The organism is Aquabacterium sp., from assembly GCF_016195855.1.
Lineage (GTDB): Bacteria > Pseudomonadota > Gammaproteobacteria > Burkholderiales > Burkholderiaceae_C > Aquabacterium.
Genome location: NZ_JACPYU010000016.1, coordinates 548,500 through 566,602, shown reverse-complemented (window position 1 = coordinate 566,602; position 18,103 = coordinate 548,500). Strand labels below are relative to the sequence as shown.

Genomic DNA, 18,103 nt, shown 5'->3' with positions numbered 1-18,103 from the left:
ATGATCAGTCAGCAAGCCAAAGACGCGCTGGATTTCGTCGTCACCTCGGCGCTCAAGAGCTCGATGGTGGCGTCGCCGGACGATCGGTGCGAAGTCACCGTCATCAGCGACATCAAGGACATCAAAGAAAAGAAGGTTGTGCTGCTGACCGTGTCGTCGTATGTGTTCCGCGTGATGACCATGGTCTATTTCACGCTGAACAAGGACACCAAGGCGCATTTCGCGGCCATCAATCGCTCTGAAGTCGAGGCCATGAGTGACTCGGACTTCCTGGATGTGATCTGCGAGTGCGGCAACATCTTCTGTGGTGCCCTCAACCGAGAGCTGGGCAACCACTTTCCGCATCTGGGCATGTCCACGCCCAATGTGCTGGACCGCGAATGCGTGGACTACCTGACCGAACTGGATGCAGGCTACACCCAGCATTTCAAGATCTCGATCAACGACAACTTCACGATGCACGCCAGCCTGTGCGTCTGTGACTTTGCAGATATCGACTTCACCGTCGATATGACTCAGACCGAAGAGAGCAACGGCGAGCTGGAGCTGTTCTAGTCGTCCCCTCCCCACCACAAGGATTTGGATCATGGTTGAAAAGGCAGAGCTGGTCAGCAAAGTGCTGGTGCTCGAAGAGTCTGCGGACTGCGCGGTGCGCATCAAGGCGTTCTGTGACGCGAACAATCTTGTTGGTGTGAAAGCCCAGCTGGAAAACGTCATGGGCGTGCTCAAGTCCAATGTGGACCTGGGTGCGATCTTCTTGTGCGAGGGCTACGGTGGCGATGACGGCGGGGTTGCCCTGGCGCGTGAGATCCACGAGGTTCGCCCTGAGTTGCCGGTTTTCCTGCGTCGCAACGGCGTGGATGATCTGGACTCATTTTCCGAGCATGACCGAAGCCTGTTCTCTCAGGCCTACTCGATCGACAACATCGACAAGCTGGGCCCCGTGGTCAACGAGACCATCTTCAGTCTGGTCTATCCGAACGCGCTGGTGCGCGGTATCACGGAGATCACCAAGGCCGCGCTGGAGAGCCAGTTCAAGGACATGGACGTCAACTCCGAGGCGCCCTACATCGTGCGCGATCGCATCATCTACGGTGAGCTGTTCACGCTGATCCCGCTGGAGAGCAACTGGTGCCGTGGCTACATGATGCTGCAGACCGAAGAGCAGCCCCTGGTGCGCTTCGTGGAAGCAGGCAAGACCCACATCGCCACCGACAGCATGGTCAACTTCCGCGATATCAACCACGTGTTGGGCGAGGTGACCAACCTAGTCTGGGGCTCGTTCAGGAACCGCTTCGTCGCCTTTGAGCCGCTGGAAGGCCGTGCCTCCCAGGTGCCCATCATCGTCAACCACCTGCACCGCTACATCTCCTTCGGTTCAGAGGATCCCCAGCTGTGCTTCAAGTACACGCTGTCTGACAAGAGTGGTGACGGGCCCAATCTCGTTTTGTACCAACGTTTCGTTTTCAACCTGAGCTGGTCACCTGACAAGTTCAAGGAAAACGAAGCACTGGTTGAAGATCTGTTTGACTCGGGCAAGCTGGAGCTCTTCTGATTTTTTAGTGAGGTGAATAAACATGGCACAAGTTCTCGTCGTCGACGACTCCGCAACCGTTCGCAACGAAGTCGGTGATTTCCTGAAGAAAAACGGTCTGGACGTGATCACGGCCGTGGATGGTCGTGACGGCCTGGCCCAGCTCAAGGCGGACCCCCGCGTCAAGCTGGTGGTCAGTGACGTCAACATGCCTAATATGGATGGCCTGACCATGGCCGAGAAGATCCGTGGCGAGTTGGGCAATGCCTCGGTCAACATCATCATGCTGACCACGGAAAACACGCCCATCATGAAAGAGCGTGGCAAGGCCGCCGGCATCAAGGGCTGGATCGTCAAACCCTTCAAGGGGGATGCCGTGATCGCCACCTTCAAGAAGCTGGCTGAATAAGCGTCTGAGGCGCTTCAGGCCATGATGTTGAGCCGCCATCCACGTAGACGGTCGAGCCCGTCAGGTGGTGTGCAAACGGGCTGGCCAGGTAAGCGCAGGTCAGCCCGACGTCCATCACGTCCACCATCTCGCCGATGGGGGCGGTGCTGACGGCGTGAGCCAGCAGCACATCGAATTCTTTCAAGCCGGACGCCGCGCGTGTCTGGATCGGTCCGGGTGATATCGCATGCACCCGGCTTTTTTGTTGCCCGGATTCTGTCTATCAAGTGTAATGATAACGTTTCACTCATAATCACAGTGGTGAACGGACCAATCTCAAGCTCTTAGATGAAAGTCCCTGATCGCTGCTCCCATCAACGTGCCGATGATCACTGGCACGCATGGCACGACAAGAGGATGCAAGGTGATGGGCAGCACAAACGCCAGGACGGTTGCGCAACTGGTCAGGATGGCCAAGCAGGCATAAAAAGCGAACATCTCCGGGCTGTGGTGCAGGAACTCTTTGGCTTTGACCAGTCGCACAAGGCAGCCATCCACCAAGGCAGCAACCGGGAAGGCCATCAGCCAGGGGAGCCATTCCAGCAGCATGGCCAGGCGGAAGCTGGCGAGCAGCAGCAGTGCGTCAATCGAGCGGAAGTAGGGATTGTTGAACAGCCGTTGGTTGACCGAGGCCATTTCTCGGCTGACTGCTGCGTTGACGCTACTCGCTGGGGCCGCGTCTTTGGATGAAGGGACGGGTGATGCCTGACGTGCAGACACCTGCATGCTCATCGCACGCGACAGCATGCGGGTGCCTTCGTCCTTGCCCCAGAACACCGCCGCATTGGCGTATTCCGTTCGCAGTTGCTCTACGAACCGTTCTGGCGGGTGGGCGGACGGCACATAGAGAACCAGAACCAGCAGTGCCAGTAGCGATGCCGCGGCCATCGCCCTGATCATGCTGCTCTCCTGATGGGTTGATGGACCCCTTGCGGATCCGGATCAAGAATGGGGAAGCGACCCTTGATGATGCGCCCGCCAGACACCGAGGCGAAGTACTGCAGGTTGGGCAATTTTCCCAAAACATCAGCAGGCACCATCTCTTCGAAGCTCTCGGAGAGTTGGCTTGAATAGCTGGTCGAGAAGTCGACCAGATGGGTGTCCGCGCCATGCCCCAGCCCAACGCGCATCGAATGGATGGCCGTCTTGCCAAAGGTCTCAACGATGAAATCTTGCGTGGGTCGGTCCTTCGAGCGCAGTGCAATCAGGTTGTTGAGGTTGCCCAGTGCCATGCGTGCCGCCGCTTCGCTGCCCAGACGTTTGGCCAGGTCGGCCAACGTCTGCATCGCGCAGGTGGTGTAGATGCCACCCTCGGCACCCTTGTTGAGGATTTCGATCAAGGGCTGGTTGATGACGTTGGCCACCTCGTCCACAAACAGGGCAATGCGCCGATAGCCGCCCAGGTTGTAGCGCATGCCCGCCCGTGCGGCCAGGTCGGCCAATGCCAGTGCACCGATGGCAGATGCCACCGAGGGGTCGGGTAGCGAATCCAGGCACATGTACAGAACGTGTCCGCCGCGCTCGATCTTCTCGAAGTTCATGATCGGGCGCATGTCGTTGGCGTCGAACGGTTCGGGCGACAGCGTACGACCCAGGTCACCTGAGGTCAGCATCGACAGCACGGGCAATAGGTTGGCCGTGATCTTCTGGTAGTGCTCACGGTTGTGCCTGAAGGTGCGCACCTGGGCATCGATCACCTTGCTGCGTTGGGACTGGGCAATGTGGTGCTCGTAGTACGCGACGAAGGCCATCAACTCGGCGTTGGCAGCTTCTGATGGGCGCTTCATGTGGCCTCGATGAGCCTCCTGCATCAGCTTCTTCATCTCGGGCAGATCACGCCAGGCAGGCCCCAAGGTTTCCTCATAGAAGCGGCGCAAAGAGCCCTCCAGCACTGGTTCGATGCCGCCCTCGATGTAGCGGGTCAGCTTGGCCAAGTTGGGGCGCTCTTCCAGTTCGACCAGACCTTGCACGACCACGTTGACGGCGTCCCAGCCAAAGGCAGAGAACGCGCCGGCCGTGTCCTGCGGCATGATCGACTGGATACGGGAGGCAATCTCGGTGGGCTTTTGCCAGTTGAAGGTGAAGTCCAGTCGCACACCGGATTCCGGGAAGGCCGGATGAAACTCCATGAAAGTGTCGGGCTCTCGCCAGTCCTGGCAGGCGCGCTCGACCACGCGCTTGAGGCGACGGCTGTTCTTGGGGTCGATGACGATCACCACGTCGCCGCGTCTGACCGCCTGGGTGATGAGGTTGGCCAGGGCCACCCCCTTGCCTGACTGCGTGGTGCCGACCAGCAGCGTGCCGCCTTCGAAGTTCTGCAAGGGGCGACGTAGTGGAACCTCATGGGGCTCGACGCCGTGTATGTAGGGCAAACCGATCTCGGCATCAGGTTGGGGTGCGCTGTCATACCCCAGCAGACTCAAGAGGCGCGGAGACACCGTGAAATCGCGGTAGTCGATCTTGGCCAGTTCATACAGACGCTGTGAGTGCACGGGCCGCCACTCGAAGCCGAAGCCCAGGAAAACGGCTGTTGGATCCTGACACCACCGCGCCTGAGTTTGCGTGCTGATCACCTGGATGGCGTGACCAGCCAGTGACGCCCGCAGCACGAGGATGCGCAGTGCCTGCGAGAACCTGAGGGCGCTCATGCCGAGGCAAGCGATGGACAGGGGGAAAGCGAGAGCGCGAGGCAGTTGGCCGATGGCACCGACCGCTGTGAAGAACATCAGCGCGATGCCCCAGGCAAGGCCTGCGAAAGCCTCGTAGGCGTGGCGCCATGGCATCTCGTAACGGCGGATGGGCATGTCACCCTCCCTGAGCCTCGGGCGAGGCAAAGGCTTCCATGTCTAAGCCGCTGATGAAGCGTGGCGCTATGGTCAACCCCACGGTCGGTGTGCCGTTGAAATCCCTTGAGTTTGTGGGTGGACCTTTGCCCGGTGCGCGAACCAGCATGTGCACATCAGACAAGGCACGCAGGGCCATAGAGGGTTGAATGGCGCGCCGCTCGAATTCGTACAGAGGCACAAACAGCCCAAAAGCGACGGTGCAACACCGGGCGGGTCCGGCGCCGGTGTTCAAGGTGTTGACCACCTCGGTCAATGCGTCGCGCACCACGGGGTTGAGGCGCAGAGGCGCTTGAAGACCAATCGTCGCTTGCTGAGTTGTTTGGGCGTCGCTTGTCGATGCCAGGTCAGATGGAGGGGCGGTCGATAGTAGTGCCGCTTCGGCTTGAGCGTCTTGGCTATTCGAAGCTGCTTGTTGGGTTTGCTCGGCGTTGTCTGGGATGAGCAAGAGCTGAGTGCCTGGCGGGCCATCCGGTAGAGGCTGTAGTGCGATCGGTTCGGCTGCTTGCACTGATGGAGGGTTGTTGCGTGGGGGACTTGTGAGGCTCTGCGCCAGAGGAGGCGGGAACGGGTCATGCCCTGCAAACAGGATGGCTGTTGAGGATAGTTTGACCGCTTCGATCTTGGCCTTGCCGCCTGGTGGTTGGATGAGCCAGGTCGAGTTTCCTGCGGACGTGGGTTCGAAGACCCCGGCCAGCAGGAGTACTTCCATGATGGTCTCTGGTGCTTTTGGGATGCCCGGCAACTGCGTGGTGTCCAGATGTTTTTGAATGTCTTCTGCAGCGCTCGGCCAGGCCAGGAACAGGCCATCGGGGCCGAACCAGACGCGAGACTTCTCGCGATTTGCCTGCCACCCCGAGTTGGAGCCCGCGAGGTGCCTCAGTGCATCAACCAGGTAGCGTTCAAGGTGCGAGCCGTATTGGGGCGTGCCGTAGCGGTCGGCGTTGGCCAGCAGGTTGCGGTCAATCACCAGCGCCAAGGCGCGACGGACCAATTCGTCCAGCACGTTGTGATCTCGATACTGCGAAATGCCGCTGACGCAGGCCATGAGGTGAGGCACGATGACCGTGTTGTCTTCTGCCAGGTAATGCATGACCGCAGGTGGCACGACATGGGCCAGCGTGAACACGCCCAGGCTGCGTGTCTCGATGGCTTGTGGGCGCCAGCGCAAGAAGTAGCGGTCTGCCCGGCGTGCTGTCAGCCAATCACTCAGGGGATACAGGTAGGCTGGCCAGACCTCGCCAGGGGCGTCGGTCACGATGATGTGGCTGAGGACCCGGTGGGCCTCGCAACAAAGCCCAGCGACGAAGGTGGCCAGACGCCAGCGCGGTTCCAAGTGGCGACGTGCCGAGATGGTGGAGCGCCCGGAAAAAATGTGGGCGTCGGTACCTTGCAGGCTGAAGAAGCTGACTTCCATGCCCAGGCGCAGCAGGCCGCCAGGGATGCAGAAGTAGTTGTCGGATGTGGCCGGCAGCAGGTGTACCAGGCTGGCATATCGCCTGATCAGCGACATGATGGTCTGCTCGAAATCTGCGCGGTCAGACCCATGGCAGAGCTTGATTCGGACGATCAGGTCATAGTGTTGCGACAGCAGATCATCAATGGGCAGGGCCTCGAAGCCGGGATCTGACGATGCAAAAGTGCTGTGTGGCTGAGACGGGGCAAGCATGGTGGTCCATTGCAAATGACCCAGCCATTTGGTCACCATGCATTGCCGCGCGCACCTCAAAATGGCGTCTGTTCATTTGGGCTTTCGCCATCAAGGCTTGAAGGATGAGCGGCCATTGCGGATCAGAGCGATGGGCGTCGATTCGTCCGATACCTTGGCTTTCACTCTACATACCAGGACGAGGATGTCGACACGTTGGTCACGAAGCCACGGAACTTGCAATGTAGGATGTTGGAATCCGAACTCGGCGAAAGCCAAACATTGCAATCATGACCACGTACCAAGAACTCCTTGCCCAGAAAGCCTCCCTGGACAAGCAGGCTTCGGAGTTGGACAGGCAATTGCAGGATGCCCGCAAGGCAGAGCGAGCAGGGGTGATTGACCACATCAAGCAACTGTTGGCTGCCAATGGTTTGACTGTGGCCGACCTGAGGTTGAAAGCCGGTGTGGCGACCCGCTCCAGTGCTACAGCAGGAAGCAAGGTCGCCCCAAAATATCGCAACGTTGACACGGGCGAGACCTGGAGCGGAAGAGGACTTCAGCCTAAGTGGATCAAGGCCGCGTTGGCCGCTGGCAAGACACTGGATCAACTGAAAGTAGGTTGATTACAAGGCCATCGGTTCAGGGGCAGTCGCAGGTGTGGTCGCCACCCCGTTCTTGGGAAATGACGCCTGGAGCCGAGGATCGCAACTGTAGCGCTGTACCAGTTTGCAGAACGGACAGTTGTCGCCCAAGTGGACCACGGTGCCGATGGCCACCAGCACATCGCTGCCGCAGGTCGGGCAAGCGAGGACCTCGAACACCGGGGTGCAGGCCAGCCAGATGCCATCGGTGTGCGATGCCAGATCAAACGCCCGGTCAAAACTGATGCGGTGCGGACACTGGCAGACGGCTTGGTATCCACGATAGGCGCAGACCAGCGTCTCTGCTGCGCCGAAGCCAGTGTTGCGCAGACGGCGGTAGATCGACATGAAGATCGACGATTCAGCCCTCGCAATGAGGTTGGCGCTGTGATACCACTCCAGGGAGTTGGGCGGACGTCCGCGTGGGATGGCTTGAGGGTCATTGAAGAGCAGCCTCTGCACGTCCCGTGGGTTGAGCCCTGTGATGTGATGGATGGTGCGCACCCGGGCGCCCAGTTGAGCACAGTCTTGCGCCAGGCGTATGGCGCACAACTGGCGGTCAGCACGTGTTGACATCATGGTCCTCTCCGGTCACGACGTGCTTGCGGGCGCCATGGTCGCGAGTTGCCGTGGCCTTGGCGCATGAACGGCGGCCAGTGATGCCTGAAGCGGCGCGGGCGCCTTGAGCAAGGCAAGCAAATCCTGGCGTGGAGGGAAGAGGGTGCTTTGGCCTATCTGATCAACGAATGCCCACAACTGTTCCTGGCTCATGGTACCAAGGAACTCTGCTTGGGCGGCGTCCAGCCCGAACTTGCCGCATGTCGATACGCGATCTTGCGCGATGCCCAGCCTGATGGCTTGCAACAGGTACAAATTGGTCAACTGCACATCGGTGAACTGGATGCTGCTCATGGTCTTCTCCTGTCGGTGTGCCCACATGTGAGTAGAGATGGGCCAGGTATTGCGGCGAGGTATGACTGCTTTGGCGTTGTGTGTGATTGGAGTGATGGGTCGGCTCAGCATATTCACGACCACCGATTGAAATCAATGCCCGAGTGCGGGGGGATGGCGTGTTTGCCATCGACAACAGCCCGCATTGCCTGTCGCATTTGTCACAGTCAATGGGCGTGATGCTTTGAACTTGCCTTCGACAAGAAAACCACCAGAGCCAAGGCCCTGGTGGTGAATCACTGTGATCCGAGATCAAATGGCTTGTGCCAACTCCTTCCAATCCTTGACTGGCAGTTCGATCAACTTCCCGCCCAGGGCTTCGAACTCGGTCGCACGGTCGTAGTCCTCAACTTCCTGGGAGAAGTGCGTGACGGCATTCACCAGGCCATACCCCGACAGATCACCTTCGGCGATCAGGTGTCGCAGCACCCCGGCGCGTTCGGCGTCATTCAATGTGTAGCGCTGAGCCAGCACTTCCACCGTATTGACGGGGTTGCCGACGAGGTGAATCTGCAAGGTCTTTTGCATCTTCTGCGCTGCCTGCATGAACGTTGCCTCAGACACGGCCGCCTGCACCACGTCGCGAACCTTCAGGAAGAAGGCCTTGTCGTCGGCCTGCAAGGTGTCGTCCTTGAAGACCATGATGCTTTCGTCAGATCCGAGTGCCCGCCCGACGTGGGTTTTGCGCAAGGAGCGGTCTGAAGCAATCAGGCCATTGCGGCACACCAGTCGATACAGCAAGGGCTGCACCGACAGCGTGCCTTGTCCCACCTCCGAATTGGAGATGACCACGCCAGCCTGGACGATGTCGCCAGGCGCCATTTCGACCTTCAATTGCGGTGTGATGCACTTGATGTACATCCTCGTGTCGGTGAGTTCCACCGACTCGAAGCGCACATCAGGCAACTGCTGCAGGATGGGCAGCACACTTTCGGCCAGATCGTAGTTGTCAAGGCGACGATAGCGGTCTGACAGCACGGCCCGGACGTTGCCATCCAGCGTGCGGATCATGCGACGGTCATCGTCGCTTTGCAGCCAGGTGTTCACGTTGCGGTCCAGCAGCACCGGCTGCTCGGAGCGCATGCGCTCGAAGTACGCATAGGGAATCTTCAGTTTGTCCGCCAACTGGCGGCGCGCCAGCGGCAAAACGCCATAGGGCGTGGAGCCCCCGCCTTCGCCAATGACGAGGCGGGTCTCGCCTGTGTCATCGGTGTCGTGCCGTAACAGCGACGAGGGGACAACCAGGTCCTTCTTTGATTGCAACTGGCGCTCAAGTTCATGGGCCAGGCTCACCAGGGAACGTCCGCTTCTCATATCAAGCTCCTGTTCGGGAAAGAAATGGCGGAGACGGCATGACCCACACGCGGGGATGCACATCCCCGCCAGGGTTGATGACGGATGGGTGTTGACCCATCCACATAGGGCGCAAACTGACCACAGGCCAGGGCTCGCCCAATTCACAAATCACTCATACAAAACGCCAGGGCTGTCTTTGCCTTGCCATGTGGCTTGGCCTGGTCTGACAGCTACCAGTGGGGAAACATGACTTATGCGGTTCGGGAGGCGTGTTCTGCCTTGGCCAGCCACACATCGGCCCAGTCGGTGCCAGAGGTCTTGGGCAAGAGCACCCGCACTTGCCGAGGGCCGCTCTGGCGCTCCTGCTTCTTCAGCCGCCGAGCCAGGGCAAAGGCAAACATCTGGCCGTCAAAGTCCGCGTGGGCATCGTTGTCGGCATAGATGCAGATGCTCTGCACCGAGTCGGGCAGCCACAGCTTTTCCAGGTTCCCGGCATTGAGTCCTGCCCACACGGGTTTGCCGGTGGCCAGGTGCACAGCCATGGCGGTCTCGATGCCCTCGGCAATGGCCAGTTCGTGCTCGGGCTCGAACAGCCGCACGGCTGCCCCATTGATGCCTGAGGACAGTACCTTTTTGGCTTCGCTCACATTGGCCTTGCGGCCATCCTTCAGGTACGTACGATGCAGCGTGACGGCATGCCCATCAGCGCCCTGGATGCAAGCCAGCATGGCGGCGTATTCGGCCACTTTGCGCGACTTGCCCGAGGTCGGGTCTTTCTCGTAGTAGCCCAGGGCGGGATGCAGTCGCAGCACCTTGGGGTAGTGGGCCAAGGCGAGCCGCCGACCGGACAGGTAGCGGTCCACCTCATCACCAGGCGTTACGGGCATGGCTTCTTCCCATAGCCGCTTGGCCAGGGCCTTCATGCGCTCGGCCGAGGGCTCAGGCGATGCCTCGTGCTGTGCAGCGGGCGAGGTGCCCACCAAGCGTTCGACTTCCTTGAGTGCGGTGTTGAAATCCAGGCCCGTGACGGCCTGCAGCAGCTTGAAGCCACCTCCTGCGCCACAGGCGCGGCAGTGGTAGTTGCCCTCGCCGAATTTGTCGGTGTACTGAAACCGATCCGTGCCGCCACAGAGCGGGCAGGGCTGGTTGCGCTTCTTGAGGATCTGCTCGCTGACGCCCAGGCTGCCAAGGATTTCGGTCCAGCGGCCGTGGGCTCGACGTTTGACGTCGTCAATGCGAGCTTCGTACTCGGGATTGTTCATGATGAACTCCGTGTTGGTGACATGTCCTCCTGGGGGGGGTGGTTAGCCGCGAGGGCGAACCGATGGGGTGAACAGCTGCCCCGCCTGTAGTGCTTCGATCACGCTGTGCTCGGCGAACTCCCAGGGCAGTTGGTACTGGGTGTGCAAGACCTGGCCTTTGTCGTCCAGGCGCTCGACCTTGAAACCTGCCTGGCTCCACAGGACGCGGTAGCTCAGCCAGTCGGCTCCGGCGATGACAAAGATGCGGCCAGCCTGGCCGGTCAAGACTTCGCTTTCTTTGACCAGGAACTCGATGTCCTGTGGTTCAACGACCATCAGCATGGGGATGCGGTGGCCATGGGCATAGGTTTGTTTGTGCATAGGGCACTCCATATGTGATGTCAGGGACGAGGCGAACAATCGGAGCTCGGCCCTGTTTGGGTATGTCGGGTCAGGTGAACAGGTCGCCTTGCTCGGACATCTGTTTGATCTGTTCATTGATCCATTGCGGGTTCTTGGCCAGCCGCGTCTCAACCCACTGGGGGTTGTTGGCGATGGCGTCGCGAACCCATTGCGGGTATCGGGCAAGCGATTCAGACAACCAGACCTTGAGCTTGTTGCGGATGTGGTCGCGGATGTCTTGCGCATCGACGAGGCCGCAATAGGCAATCGGTGAAAGCGGGCTGCAGCCAACAACACGCAGGCAGTTCACAAACGAGAACGGCTGTCTGTCCTTGTCCTGCTCGGTGAATACCCAGCGCAGGGTGTCGAACTTGTCTTCCAGCGGCGTGGCCGGGTCAGACAACTGATTGACTTCCTGCAGCAAGCGCCAGTGCAGGAAGACGATGTCTTCCTCGCTCCAGTCGATGCGTTCAGTCGGGGCGTCCAGCGACAGTGGGTCTGGCGATTCTTCCGGGAAAACGGACTGCGTGTCCCCTGTGAAGCCATTCAAGGCAGCTGGGGGGTGAACCAGGGATGTGCTCGTGTGCAGCATCGTGGCCTCCATGTGAAATAGGGAGGCACAGCGCACCACGGGTGGGGCAATGCCCCACAGGGTGATGAACAGTCGGCGTGGTGTCTTGACGCACTGCCGATGGCGATGAAGAGACTCCAGGGCTGGCTTGATCGGGTGGTGAGCCCGTTCGGATCGGTGTGCCAGCTACCGATCGAAGAAAGCTTTCGGGGTGAATGCGCGCATGCCGCCTCAGTGCGGACGTGCCCTCACCTCGAAAGTAACCTCGATGGCATGGTGATGTCTTTGGTGATGGCGTGGCCATCACGAGGGTGCATGAACTCCAAGGCTTGCCTCGTTTGAATGCAGGGCCAGCTGCTGCATGGTGACAAGGTAGTGCCGACAAGGCGAGCGGTCAAGACGCTTGGAGCGCAAAACGCAAGCTGATGCCGAAACGCCCTTCAAATGCCGATGATTCCCTGTGGTGATGCGCAAGGCCGCTTCGCAAGATGGTGGCGAGCACGCCATCGATGGGAGCGCAACATGTCTGACATACAGATCGTCAAGGTGGATCAAGGCGGGGTCAACGCCCGCATCCTGGCCAAAGAAACCAAAGCCGACTTCCGACGCATCGAGGCCGCCAGCGTGAAGATGCCCACACGCTTCACCAGCGCCGAAGGCAAGCGATTCTTTGTGCGCCTCTTCAACACGCTGCAACTCAACACACACTTTATTTCGGTGATTGCACGCACCCGGCTGGATCACGATGACATTGCCAAGGTGGAGGCCACTATTCGGGCGCAACTCGACGCCGTCAACGAGAGCCTGAACAGTGCGATTGACGACGCGGAAGCCTTGTTCAAGGCTCATGGCATCACCAGCGTGGCGACCTATGACACGGTGGCCCTGGACGTGGAGGTCGGGGTGTTGTCGTCATCGGGGCGGCGCTTTCTTGAGGTGCTGGGCAAGCTGGATCAGTTGATGCCTCTGTTGCAGACACTCGAAATCCACGAGGTCATCACGGCACAAGCCGTGGACATCCAGCGCGCCGCATTGAAGCGCCAGGTGCGTGATGTGGCCAACGGTGCACGCAACTTTGCCATTGGCCTGCGTCGCCGCATGAATGCCATGGGCGCGCGGCAGGGCTTCGTTGACGACGGCGGCCAAGCCGAGCCAACCTTGGGCCCGGATGCCATGGCCAATCCGGGGGTACCTGCTCAAGAGAGCTTGCCGAAGCCGGAGGCATCTGCCACTGAGTCTGGACTGGTGTCCGTGGTGGAAACAGCCAACGTGAGCGGTCAGGACTGACTGAGCCACAGGCCTGCGAAGGACAAGTGATCTCACGCTTGCCACATGCAACCGCACGACATCAAGGGGCCTTGCGTGGTGAAGCCAGGCTTGAAGATGGATGCAACTCGGTCGTTCTGATATGGTGGACAAGCCTCAGTGAACAGAGTCTTCGGCATGCCTGGCTTCGGGCGTGCATTCGCCGCATCGCGGCGGCGTCGCAGTCGATACCTGCCTGCCTGACATTGCTGCACCGTGCGACCGGAACGCCGACGGTGTGCTGCTTGAGTTCAGCGTTCCTACCGGTTTGCGCAACTCTGACCTAGCGCGGCCGCTACAGAGCAGGTCATGTCTTGCATTGGCTCACGCCATGACGAGGCCAGATCATGCCCCGAACCACGTCAACCAGTCGGGCGGCTGCGGCTTTGCCTGCGGCAGCATCGCTTCCTCCAATTCATGCCCTCACTCTGCCTCAAGTGGGCTTCCTGAGGCAGGCGCAGGTGCTGCAATTCATCCCAATATCCAAGTCCACGCTGTGGCGACGTGTGCAAACGCGCACCTTTCCTGAACCCGTCAAGCTGTCTCCTCGCGTCACGGCTTGGCGGGTCGAAGACATCAGGCAATGGATTGCAGCGCAAGGCCAGTAGGTTTGGCGATCACAAGCTGGTGCTTGTTGGTGCGGTCTCGGTGCACAGGTTTCATTTGCGATGAAGCAACGCACCGCCAGATCGTCGTGTTTGTGCCGCCATTGCGCATGGCGCAATTCCTGATGCCTGGGTAGATGCCACAGAAATTGCTTGGTGAGAGCCACCTTCGCGCTGATCTGGCCATGGCCGACCGGGCCCGTCAGATGCCGAAAGCCCCCGTCTTCATCGGCCCATTTGACTGGTGAAAACCCATCGAGGGGCAGAGCATCAAGATGCAGTTAGGCACGAGGGAAGGGGAACGAAAGAGGGAGAGGGTCATGTCATGCGAACCAGAGCCAGAACAGGATGGGGATACCGTTGCCCAGTCGATCAGGATGCTGATCGCGGTGGTCGAAGGCGGAACGTACGAAGCGGTGGCGGGCTGCTTCGGGGTGACCCGCACCGCCGTGGAGCGGAGGATCAAAGCGATTGCCGTCAGGCTTAGCCAGGTTGCCGGTATCGAAGGCTTGAACGAAGACAGTGCCTCCTTTGTGCGCCGCTTGCGCCAGCACAAGGACGCGATCCTTGTGGCCTTGGAGGCCTTCGATCCAAAACGGCCAGATGATCATCGGTCGAACCGCATTCTGACTGCCGATGAAATCCTTCAGGCAGGCAAGCGCATCAAGGCGCGCAGCGTCCACCCTTGGCACGACCTGGCGTTGTTCTACCTTCTGTTCGCCACAGGTGCCCGCCCGCTGGAAATCGCCAGGCTGGAGGTGCGTGACTACTTGCACGCAGACGGCAGTGTTCGGCGACGATCTGAGATGCGGGCCGAGGTGGCCATCACGCAAAAGGCCAGGCCGTTGTACTTCCTCAGCACGCGCCTGGACGATGCCCTGTCGCACTATCTACAAGAGCGTCTTCAGCAGGACTTGGGCGTGGGGCAGATGGACGCCTACCGGGGGCTGGACCCTTTCAGCCGCTTGTTCCTGTCGCCCACGGGGGTGGGCTTCAAGATCACGCCCTACGGTGAAGCCGGTCAGCGCCGGTTTCTGTGTCGACCGATCCTGGAAACATACCGCAAGCTGTTTCGCTATGGTGGGATGAAAGATGTGACGGCGCTGTCGGTGCGGCGGACGGTGGTTGCGCGCTTGTACGAGCGTGGCGCCGATGAGGATGATGTCGGCTTGATTCTGGGCATCAGCGAACGCAGTGCGGTGCGCGAGCTGCTGGCACGCCATAAGCCGACCATTGAGCAACTGCTCGATGAACTGGTGTGAACATCATGGTGCCCCCAAACATCGCAGAGGGTGACATTCAGCGCTTTTCCATCAAGGGGAGGGTGGTGGAAGCGAATGCCTCGGACATGCAGGAACTGCTGGCCCACGTGTACGAAACACCAGAGCGCCCTCGGTGTCTGTGCATCCCGGGTGGGGTGGAGATGTACGTGGCGCGACACCGTCTGTTTGTCGTCAAACGCATGCCAGACACGGGGTGTCTGCACCACCCGTCGTGCCCTTCGTTTGAGCCGGAGTGCCAGCAATCAGGCCTGGGCGAGTTGGTGGGTGAGGCCATTCTAGAACTGGTGCACGGGCAGATCCAGTTGCGCGTGGACTTTCCATGGGTGCGCACGGCGGGGCGAAACCTGGTGAGGGGGGAAGTGCATGGGGTGGCCGAGGTGGAGGCGCCAAGGCGACGCATGAGCCTGCATGCCTTGATGCACTTTCTGTTCGAGAGGGCGGGCTTCAACCGATGGAGCCCGGCCATGGCCGGCAAGCGCAACCAGGGGGTGCTACACAAATACCTGATGCATGCGGCCGAGGACGTGGTGGTCAAAGGCGTGGGGCTGAGTGATCGGCTTTATGTGCCCGAGGCCTTCAACGAGGCCAGCAAATTCGAGGCAGCGCAACGTCGGCGAAACAAGCTGGCCGTCTTGCGACCCCATGAAGGGCAAAGCCCTCTGGCCGTGGTCATCGGTGAATTCAAGGTCTGCGAGGCCACCACCTTAGGCCGTCGCGTCTGGGTCAAGCACATGCCCGATGCCCCTTTGTTGGTGGGCACCAAGACTTGGGAGCGCATCGAGCGCGTGTTCGCCTCGTTGTTCGAAGCGCGCGATGCCGACAGCGGACATAAGGTGCGTCTGGTGTTGGCGGCGCTGATCCGGGCACGCAGGGAGCACACCTATGAGATCGATGCGGCCAGCTTGATGTTGACCAGTGAGCATTGGATTCCGATTGAAGGTGTGCACGAGTTGCCGCTGGTGCATGCCCTGGTGGATCAGGGCAGACGTTTTGTCAAACCTCTGCGTTACGACGCCAGGAGCGCCGCTGCATTTCCGAATGCCTTGTTATTGGACGCGGGACCACTGCCGCTGCCTTTGCACGTCATCAGCGCCTTCATGGCACCCAAGGAGCGTACGGAAAAGGAGCGTGTTGTACGAGCGGCCGGTGCCGCTCCCTGGCTGTGGTGGAGCACTGAAGCGATGCCTGCGTTGCCCGAGGCGGTCATGCTCAGAAACCACTGAGCAAGCTCAGTTCAACGCACAGGGCAGGCGGAACTCAAAGGCCGTGTTGCCATGGCTGGAGCGGACGGCAATCTCACCGCCATGGGCCTCGGCGATGGACTTGACGATGGCCAGACCCAAGCCCGCACCATCTCCATTGCGTTGCCTGGACGGGTCCACCCGGTAGAAGCGATCAAAGAGGTGGGGCAGGTGCTCGGGCGCGATGGTGTCACCCGGATTGGATACGGTGATCACCACTGATTGTTGGTCCTGCCGAAGCGATACGGTCACAGCCTGTTCGCCGCTTGTGTGGCGGATGGCGTTGGAGAGCAGGTTGCTCAATGCGCGCCGGATCATCAGTCTGTCACCCCTCACCCTAGGCATCTGACCTGTGCGCTTCAATTGAATGTGACGCTCCTCGGCCCAGGGCTCGAAATACTCGAACAGCGCGTCCAGTTCGGCTGCCATGTCCACGTCCACCAGGTCTGGCTTGATCAGTTGGTTGTCTGTCTGTGCCAGGTAGAGCATGTCGCTGATCATCTTGGCCATGCGTTCATACTCTTCCAGGTTCGAATAGAGCACTTCTCGGTATGCGTCAGCACCGCGCGCTTGTGACAGCAACACCTGAGTCTGGGTTGTCAGGTTGGTGACGGGAGTGCGCAGCTCGTGGGCGATGTCCGCAGAGAAATTGCTCAGGCGTCTGAAGTCCTGCTCAATGTGTTCCAGCATGTCGTTGAAGGACGCGGCCAAACCTGATAACTCAATAGGCACCTTCTTGGGGTCCAACCTCAGGTGAAGCTGGTCGGCAGAGATGCCGCGAATGCGGTCACTCATGTCGCGCAGCGGTGCATGCCCCCGGTACACCGCCAGCCAGGTTGCTGCAATGGCAAACAGGCCCGCCGCGGCCATGGCAGCCCAGACCGTACGCCGAAAACTCACCAGAAAATGATCGTGAAAGCCGGTGGCCGTCGCCACGACGATGGTGTAAGGCTGCGTGGCGCCTTGCTCGGCATCCGTACGCACCACGGTGCCACGGTAGGACTGATCCTGCTCCTGCCAGACATGCAGCTTGTCAGCATCCACGCCAGAGGCCGCAGGCTGCGTTTGTGCCAGGGCTTCCATTTTAGGACCCGGTGTGGCAAACAAGGTGCGGCCGGTGCCATCGGCCACGAGGTAGTACATGCCGTGGTGACCACTGACGGCACCTGCCAGCCGACGGGCGATGTCCTGCTCGGGCGCAGCGTCGGGCATGCTGGTCAGCACCCGTTCAACAGAATGCGCCACCACCTCCAGCTCTTCCACGTCCTGCTGCATGAAGTGCTGTTCGATTGAGTTCTGGATGATCCAGCCCAGGGCCCAAAACACCAGCGTGATCGCGATGCCGATGGACACGGTCAAGCGCAGGGCCAGCGATGCTGGCCGACGCTGCACAACATCAGACATCATCGGGTGCTTCCAGGCTGTAGCCCATGCCACGCACGGTGTGGATCAGCTTGGGCTCGAACTCATCATCGATCTTGGCGCGCAAGCGGCGGATGGCCACATCGATGACGTTGGTGTCGCTGTCAAAGTTCATGTCCCAAACCTGGGAGGCGATCAGAGAGCGCGGCAGGACTTCGCCCTGGCGGCGGACCAACAGCTCTAGCAGCGAGAACTCCTTGCCGGTGAGGTTGATGCGCGCCGTGCCCCGCATGGCACGGCGTTTGGCCAGGTCCAGCACAAGGTCGGCCACCTGCAGGCGGTCTGATTGCACAGGCGTGCTGCCCCGGCGCATCAGGGTGCGCACACGTGCCAGCAACTCGGCAAAGGCAAAGGGTTTGACCAGGTAGTCGTCGGCACCCAACTCCAGGCCTTTGACGCGGTCTTCCACGCTGTCTCTGGCGGTCAGAAAGAGCACGGGCGTCTGTTTACCCGCTTCGCGCAGGGATTGCAAGATCCGCCAGCCATCCACATCAGGCAGCATCACATCCAGCACGATCAGGTCATAAGGCTCGGTCATGGCCAGGTGGTGGCCATCCAGACCAGTGCGTGCAAGATCCACCACAAAACCGGCCTCCATCAGCCCTTGCCGGAGGTAGTCGGCGGTTTTGCTTTCATCCTCGACGACGAGCAATTTCACGAGGGCATCTC

At 60.2% G+C, this 18,103-nt stretch carries 19 protein-coding genes and 1 pseudogene; 8 read left to right on the top strand and 12 right to left on the bottom strand.

Annotated elements, in window-relative coordinates:
* The 3 genes from HY019_RS15945 to HY019_RS15935 are packed head-to-tail and all read left to right on the top strand — an operon-like array spanning nt 1 to nt 1,943.
* Nucleotides 1–555, top strand: a complete 555-nt coding sequence (locus HY019_RS15945; protein WP_290694041.1) for a hypothetical protein — start codon at nt 1–3, stop codon at nt 553–555.
* Between the two features lie 31 nt (nt 556–586).
* Entirely contained in the window at nt 587–1,555 is a 969-nt protein-coding gene (locus HY019_RS15940; RefSeq protein WP_290694040.1) for a chemotaxis protein CheX, read from the top strand.
* Between the two features lie 22 nt (nt 1,556–1,577).
* On the top strand, nt 1,578–1,943 hold the full coding sequence (locus HY019_RS15935; protein ID WP_290694038.1) for a response regulator: 366 nt from the start codon (nt 1,578–1,580) through the stop codon (nt 1,941–1,943).
* Here the strand turns inward: HY019_RS15935 and HY019_RS15930 are convergent.
* The 4 genes and pseudogenes from HY019_RS15930 to mobH all read right to left on the bottom strand — a co-directional run.
* Nucleotides 1,924–2,199, bottom strand: a pseudogene (locus HY019_RS15930) (SDR family oxidoreductase); the annotation flags it as partial. The gene HY019_RS15935 and the pseudogene HY019_RS15930 sit on opposite strands and share 20 nt — an antisense overlap.
* Before the next feature lie 59 nt (nt 2,200–2,258).
* Nucleotides 2,259–2,882, bottom strand: coding sequence for a DUF4400 domain-containing protein (locus HY019_RS15925; protein ID WP_290694036.1), 624 nt, complete (start codon nt 2,880–2,882; stop codon nt 2,259–2,261).
* Entirely contained in the window at nt 2,879–4,786 is a 1,908-nt protein-coding gene (traD, locus tag HY019_RS15920) for a conjugative transfer system coupling protein TraD (protein ID WP_290694034.1), read from the bottom strand. Before traD ends, HY019_RS15925 begins: the two co-directional genes overlap by 4 nt.
* Before the next feature lies 1 nt (nt 4,787).
* Entirely contained in the window at nt 4,788–6,494 is a 1,707-nt protein-coding gene (gene mobH / locus HY019_RS15915) for a MobH family relaxase (RefSeq protein WP_290694032.1), read from the bottom strand.
* Nucleotides 6,495–6,763: 269 nt separating this feature from the next.
* On the opposite strand from mobH, the gene HY019_RS15910 reads away from it, so the two are divergent.
* Nucleotides 6,764–7,099, top strand: a complete 336-nt coding sequence (locus HY019_RS15910; protein WP_290694030.1) for an H-NS histone family protein — start codon at nt 6,764–6,766, stop codon at nt 7,097–7,099.
* Here HY019_RS15910 and HY019_RS15905 read toward each other — a convergent pair whose 3' ends face one another.
* From HY019_RS15905 to HY019_RS15880, 6 genes are all read right to left on the bottom strand, one after another.
* A complete protein-coding gene (locus tag HY019_RS15905) occupies nt 7,100–7,693 on the bottom strand; it encodes a FlhC family transcriptional regulator (RefSeq protein ID WP_290694257.1) in 594 nt (197 codons plus the stop codon).
* A gap of 15 nt (nt 7,694–7,708) precedes the next feature.
* Nucleotides 7,709–8,029 carry a hypothetical protein gene (locus HY019_RS15900; RefSeq protein WP_290694028.1) on the bottom strand — a complete coding sequence of 107 codons (321 nt, stop codon included), beginning with the start codon at nt 8,027–8,029 and terminating at the stop codon, nt 7,709–7,711.
* 291 nt (nt 8,030–8,320) lie between these two features.
* Nucleotides 8,321–9,382 carry a DUF932 domain-containing protein gene (locus tag HY019_RS15895; RefSeq protein WP_290694026.1) on the bottom strand — a complete coding sequence of 354 codons (1,062 nt, stop codon included), beginning with the start codon at nt 9,380–9,382 and terminating at the stop codon, nt 8,321–8,323.
* Between the two features lie 233 nt (nt 9,383–9,615).
* On the bottom strand, nt 9,616–10,626 hold the full coding sequence (locus HY019_RS15890; RefSeq protein WP_290694024.1) for a toprim domain-containing protein: 1,011 nt from the start codon (nt 10,624–10,626) through the stop codon (nt 9,616–9,618).
* Nucleotides 10,627–10,668: 42 nt separating this feature from the next.
* A complete protein-coding gene (locus HY019_RS15885) occupies nt 10,669–10,986 on the bottom strand; it encodes a hypothetical protein (protein ID WP_290694022.1) in 318 nt (105 codons plus the stop codon).
* 70 nt (nt 10,987–11,056) lie between these two features.
* Nucleotides 11,057–11,599 (bottom strand): hypothetical protein, encoded by a 543-nt coding sequence (locus HY019_RS15880; RefSeq protein ID WP_290694020.1) that lies wholly within the window; start codon nt 11,597–11,599, stop codon nt 11,057–11,059.
* A 501-nt stretch (nt 11,600–12,100) separates the two neighbouring features.
* Between HY019_RS15880 and HY019_RS15875 the strand changes: the two genes are divergently transcribed.
* The 4 genes from HY019_RS15875 (at nt 12,101) to HY019_RS15860 (ending at nt 15,994) form a co-directional block, all read left to right on the top strand.
* Nucleotides 12,101–12,865 (top strand): DUF1845 domain-containing protein, encoded by a 765-nt coding sequence (locus tag HY019_RS15875; protein ID WP_290694019.1) that lies wholly within the window; start codon nt 12,101–12,103, stop codon nt 12,863–12,865.
* 365 nt (nt 12,866–13,230) lie between these two features.
* Entirely contained in the window at nt 13,231–13,491 is a 261-nt protein-coding gene (locus HY019_RS15870; protein ID WP_035033980.1) for an AlpA family phage regulatory protein, read from the top strand.
* Between the two features lie 317 nt (nt 13,492–13,808).
* A complete protein-coding gene (locus HY019_RS15865; RefSeq protein WP_290694018.1) occupies nt 13,809–14,750 on the top strand; it encodes a site-specific integrase in 942 nt (313 codons plus the stop codon).
* Nucleotides 14,751–14,755: 5 nt separating this feature from the next.
* Nucleotides 14,756–15,994, top strand: coding sequence for a DUF1173 family protein (locus HY019_RS15860; RefSeq protein WP_290694017.1), 1,239 nt, complete (start codon nt 14,756–14,758; stop codon nt 15,992–15,994).
* 6 nt (nt 15,995–16,000) lie between these two features.
* Here HY019_RS15860 and HY019_RS15855 read toward each other — a convergent pair whose 3' ends face one another.
* On the bottom strand, nt 16,001–17,419 hold the full coding sequence (locus tag HY019_RS15855; RefSeq protein WP_035033982.1) for a heavy metal sensor histidine kinase: 1,419 nt from the start codon (nt 17,417–17,419) through the stop codon (nt 16,001–16,003).
* Nucleotides 17,409–18,092 carry a heavy metal response regulator transcription factor gene (locus HY019_RS15850; protein ID WP_035033984.1) on the bottom strand — a complete coding sequence of 228 codons (684 nt, stop codon included), beginning with the start codon at nt 18,090–18,092 and terminating at the stop codon, nt 17,409–17,411. The genes HY019_RS15855 and HY019_RS15850 overlap by 11 nt, the downstream gene beginning before the upstream one ends.
* Nucleotides 18,093–18,103 lie beyond the last annotated feature (11 nt).

Coding starts and splice junctions, on each gene's coding strand:
- HY019_RS15945 (WP_290694041.1), top strand. CDS start 1: ATGATCAGTCAGCAAGCCAAAGACGCGCTGGATTTCGTCGTCACCTCG.
- HY019_RS15940 (WP_290694040.1), top strand. CDS start 587: ATGGTTGAAAAGGCAGAGCTGGTCAGCAAAGTGCTGGTGCTCGAAGAG.
- HY019_RS15935 (WP_290694038.1), top strand. CDS start 1,578: ATGGCACAAGTTCTCGTCGTCGACGACTCCGCAACCGTTCGCAACGAA.
- HY019_RS15925 (WP_290694036.1), bottom strand. CDS start 2,882: ATGATCAGGGCGATGGCCGCGGCATCGCTACTGGCACTGCTGGTTCTG.
- traD (WP_290694034.1), bottom strand. CDS start 4,786: ATGCCCATCCGCCGTTACGAGATGCCATGGCGCCACGCCTACGAGGCT.
- mobH (WP_290694032.1), bottom strand. CDS start 6,494: ATGCTTGCCCCGTCTCAGCCACACAGCACTTTTGCATCGTCAGATCCC.
- HY019_RS15910 (WP_290694030.1), top strand. CDS start 6,764: ATGACCACGTACCAAGAACTCCTTGCCCAGAAAGCCTCCCTGGACAAG.
- HY019_RS15905 (WP_290694257.1), bottom strand. CDS start 7,693: ATGTCAACACGTGCTGACCGCCAGTTGTGCGCCATACGCCTGGCGCAA.
- HY019_RS15900 (WP_290694028.1), bottom strand. CDS start 8,029: ATGAGCAGCATCCAGTTCACCGATGTGCAGTTGACCAATTTGTACCTG.
- HY019_RS15895 (WP_290694026.1), bottom strand. CDS start 9,382: ATGAGAAGCGGACGTTCCCTGGTGAGCCTGGCCCATGAACTTGAGCGC.
- HY019_RS15890 (WP_290694024.1), bottom strand. CDS start 10,626: ATGAACAATCCCGAGTACGAAGCTCGCATTGACGACGTCAAACGTCGA.
- HY019_RS15885 (WP_290694022.1), bottom strand. CDS start 10,986: ATGCACAAACAAACCTATGCCCATGGCCACCGCATCCCCATGCTGATG.
- HY019_RS15880 (WP_290694020.1), bottom strand. CDS start 11,599: ATGCTGCACACGAGCACATCCCTGGTTCACCCCCCAGCTGCCTTGAAT.
- HY019_RS15875 (WP_290694019.1), top strand. CDS start 12,101: ATGTCTGACATACAGATCGTCAAGGTGGATCAAGGCGGGGTCAACGCC.
- HY019_RS15870 (WP_035033980.1), top strand. CDS start 13,231: ATGCCCCGAACCACGTCAACCAGTCGGGCGGCTGCGGCTTTGCCTGCG.
- HY019_RS15865 (WP_290694018.1), top strand. CDS start 13,809: ATGTCATGCGAACCAGAGCCAGAACAGGATGGGGATACCGTTGCCCAG.
- HY019_RS15860 (WP_290694017.1), top strand. CDS start 14,756: ATGGTGCCCCCAAACATCGCAGAGGGTGACATTCAGCGCTTTTCCATC.
- HY019_RS15855 (WP_035033982.1), bottom strand. CDS start 17,419: ATGATGTCTGATGTTGTGCAGCGTCGGCCAGCATCGCTGGCCCTGCGC.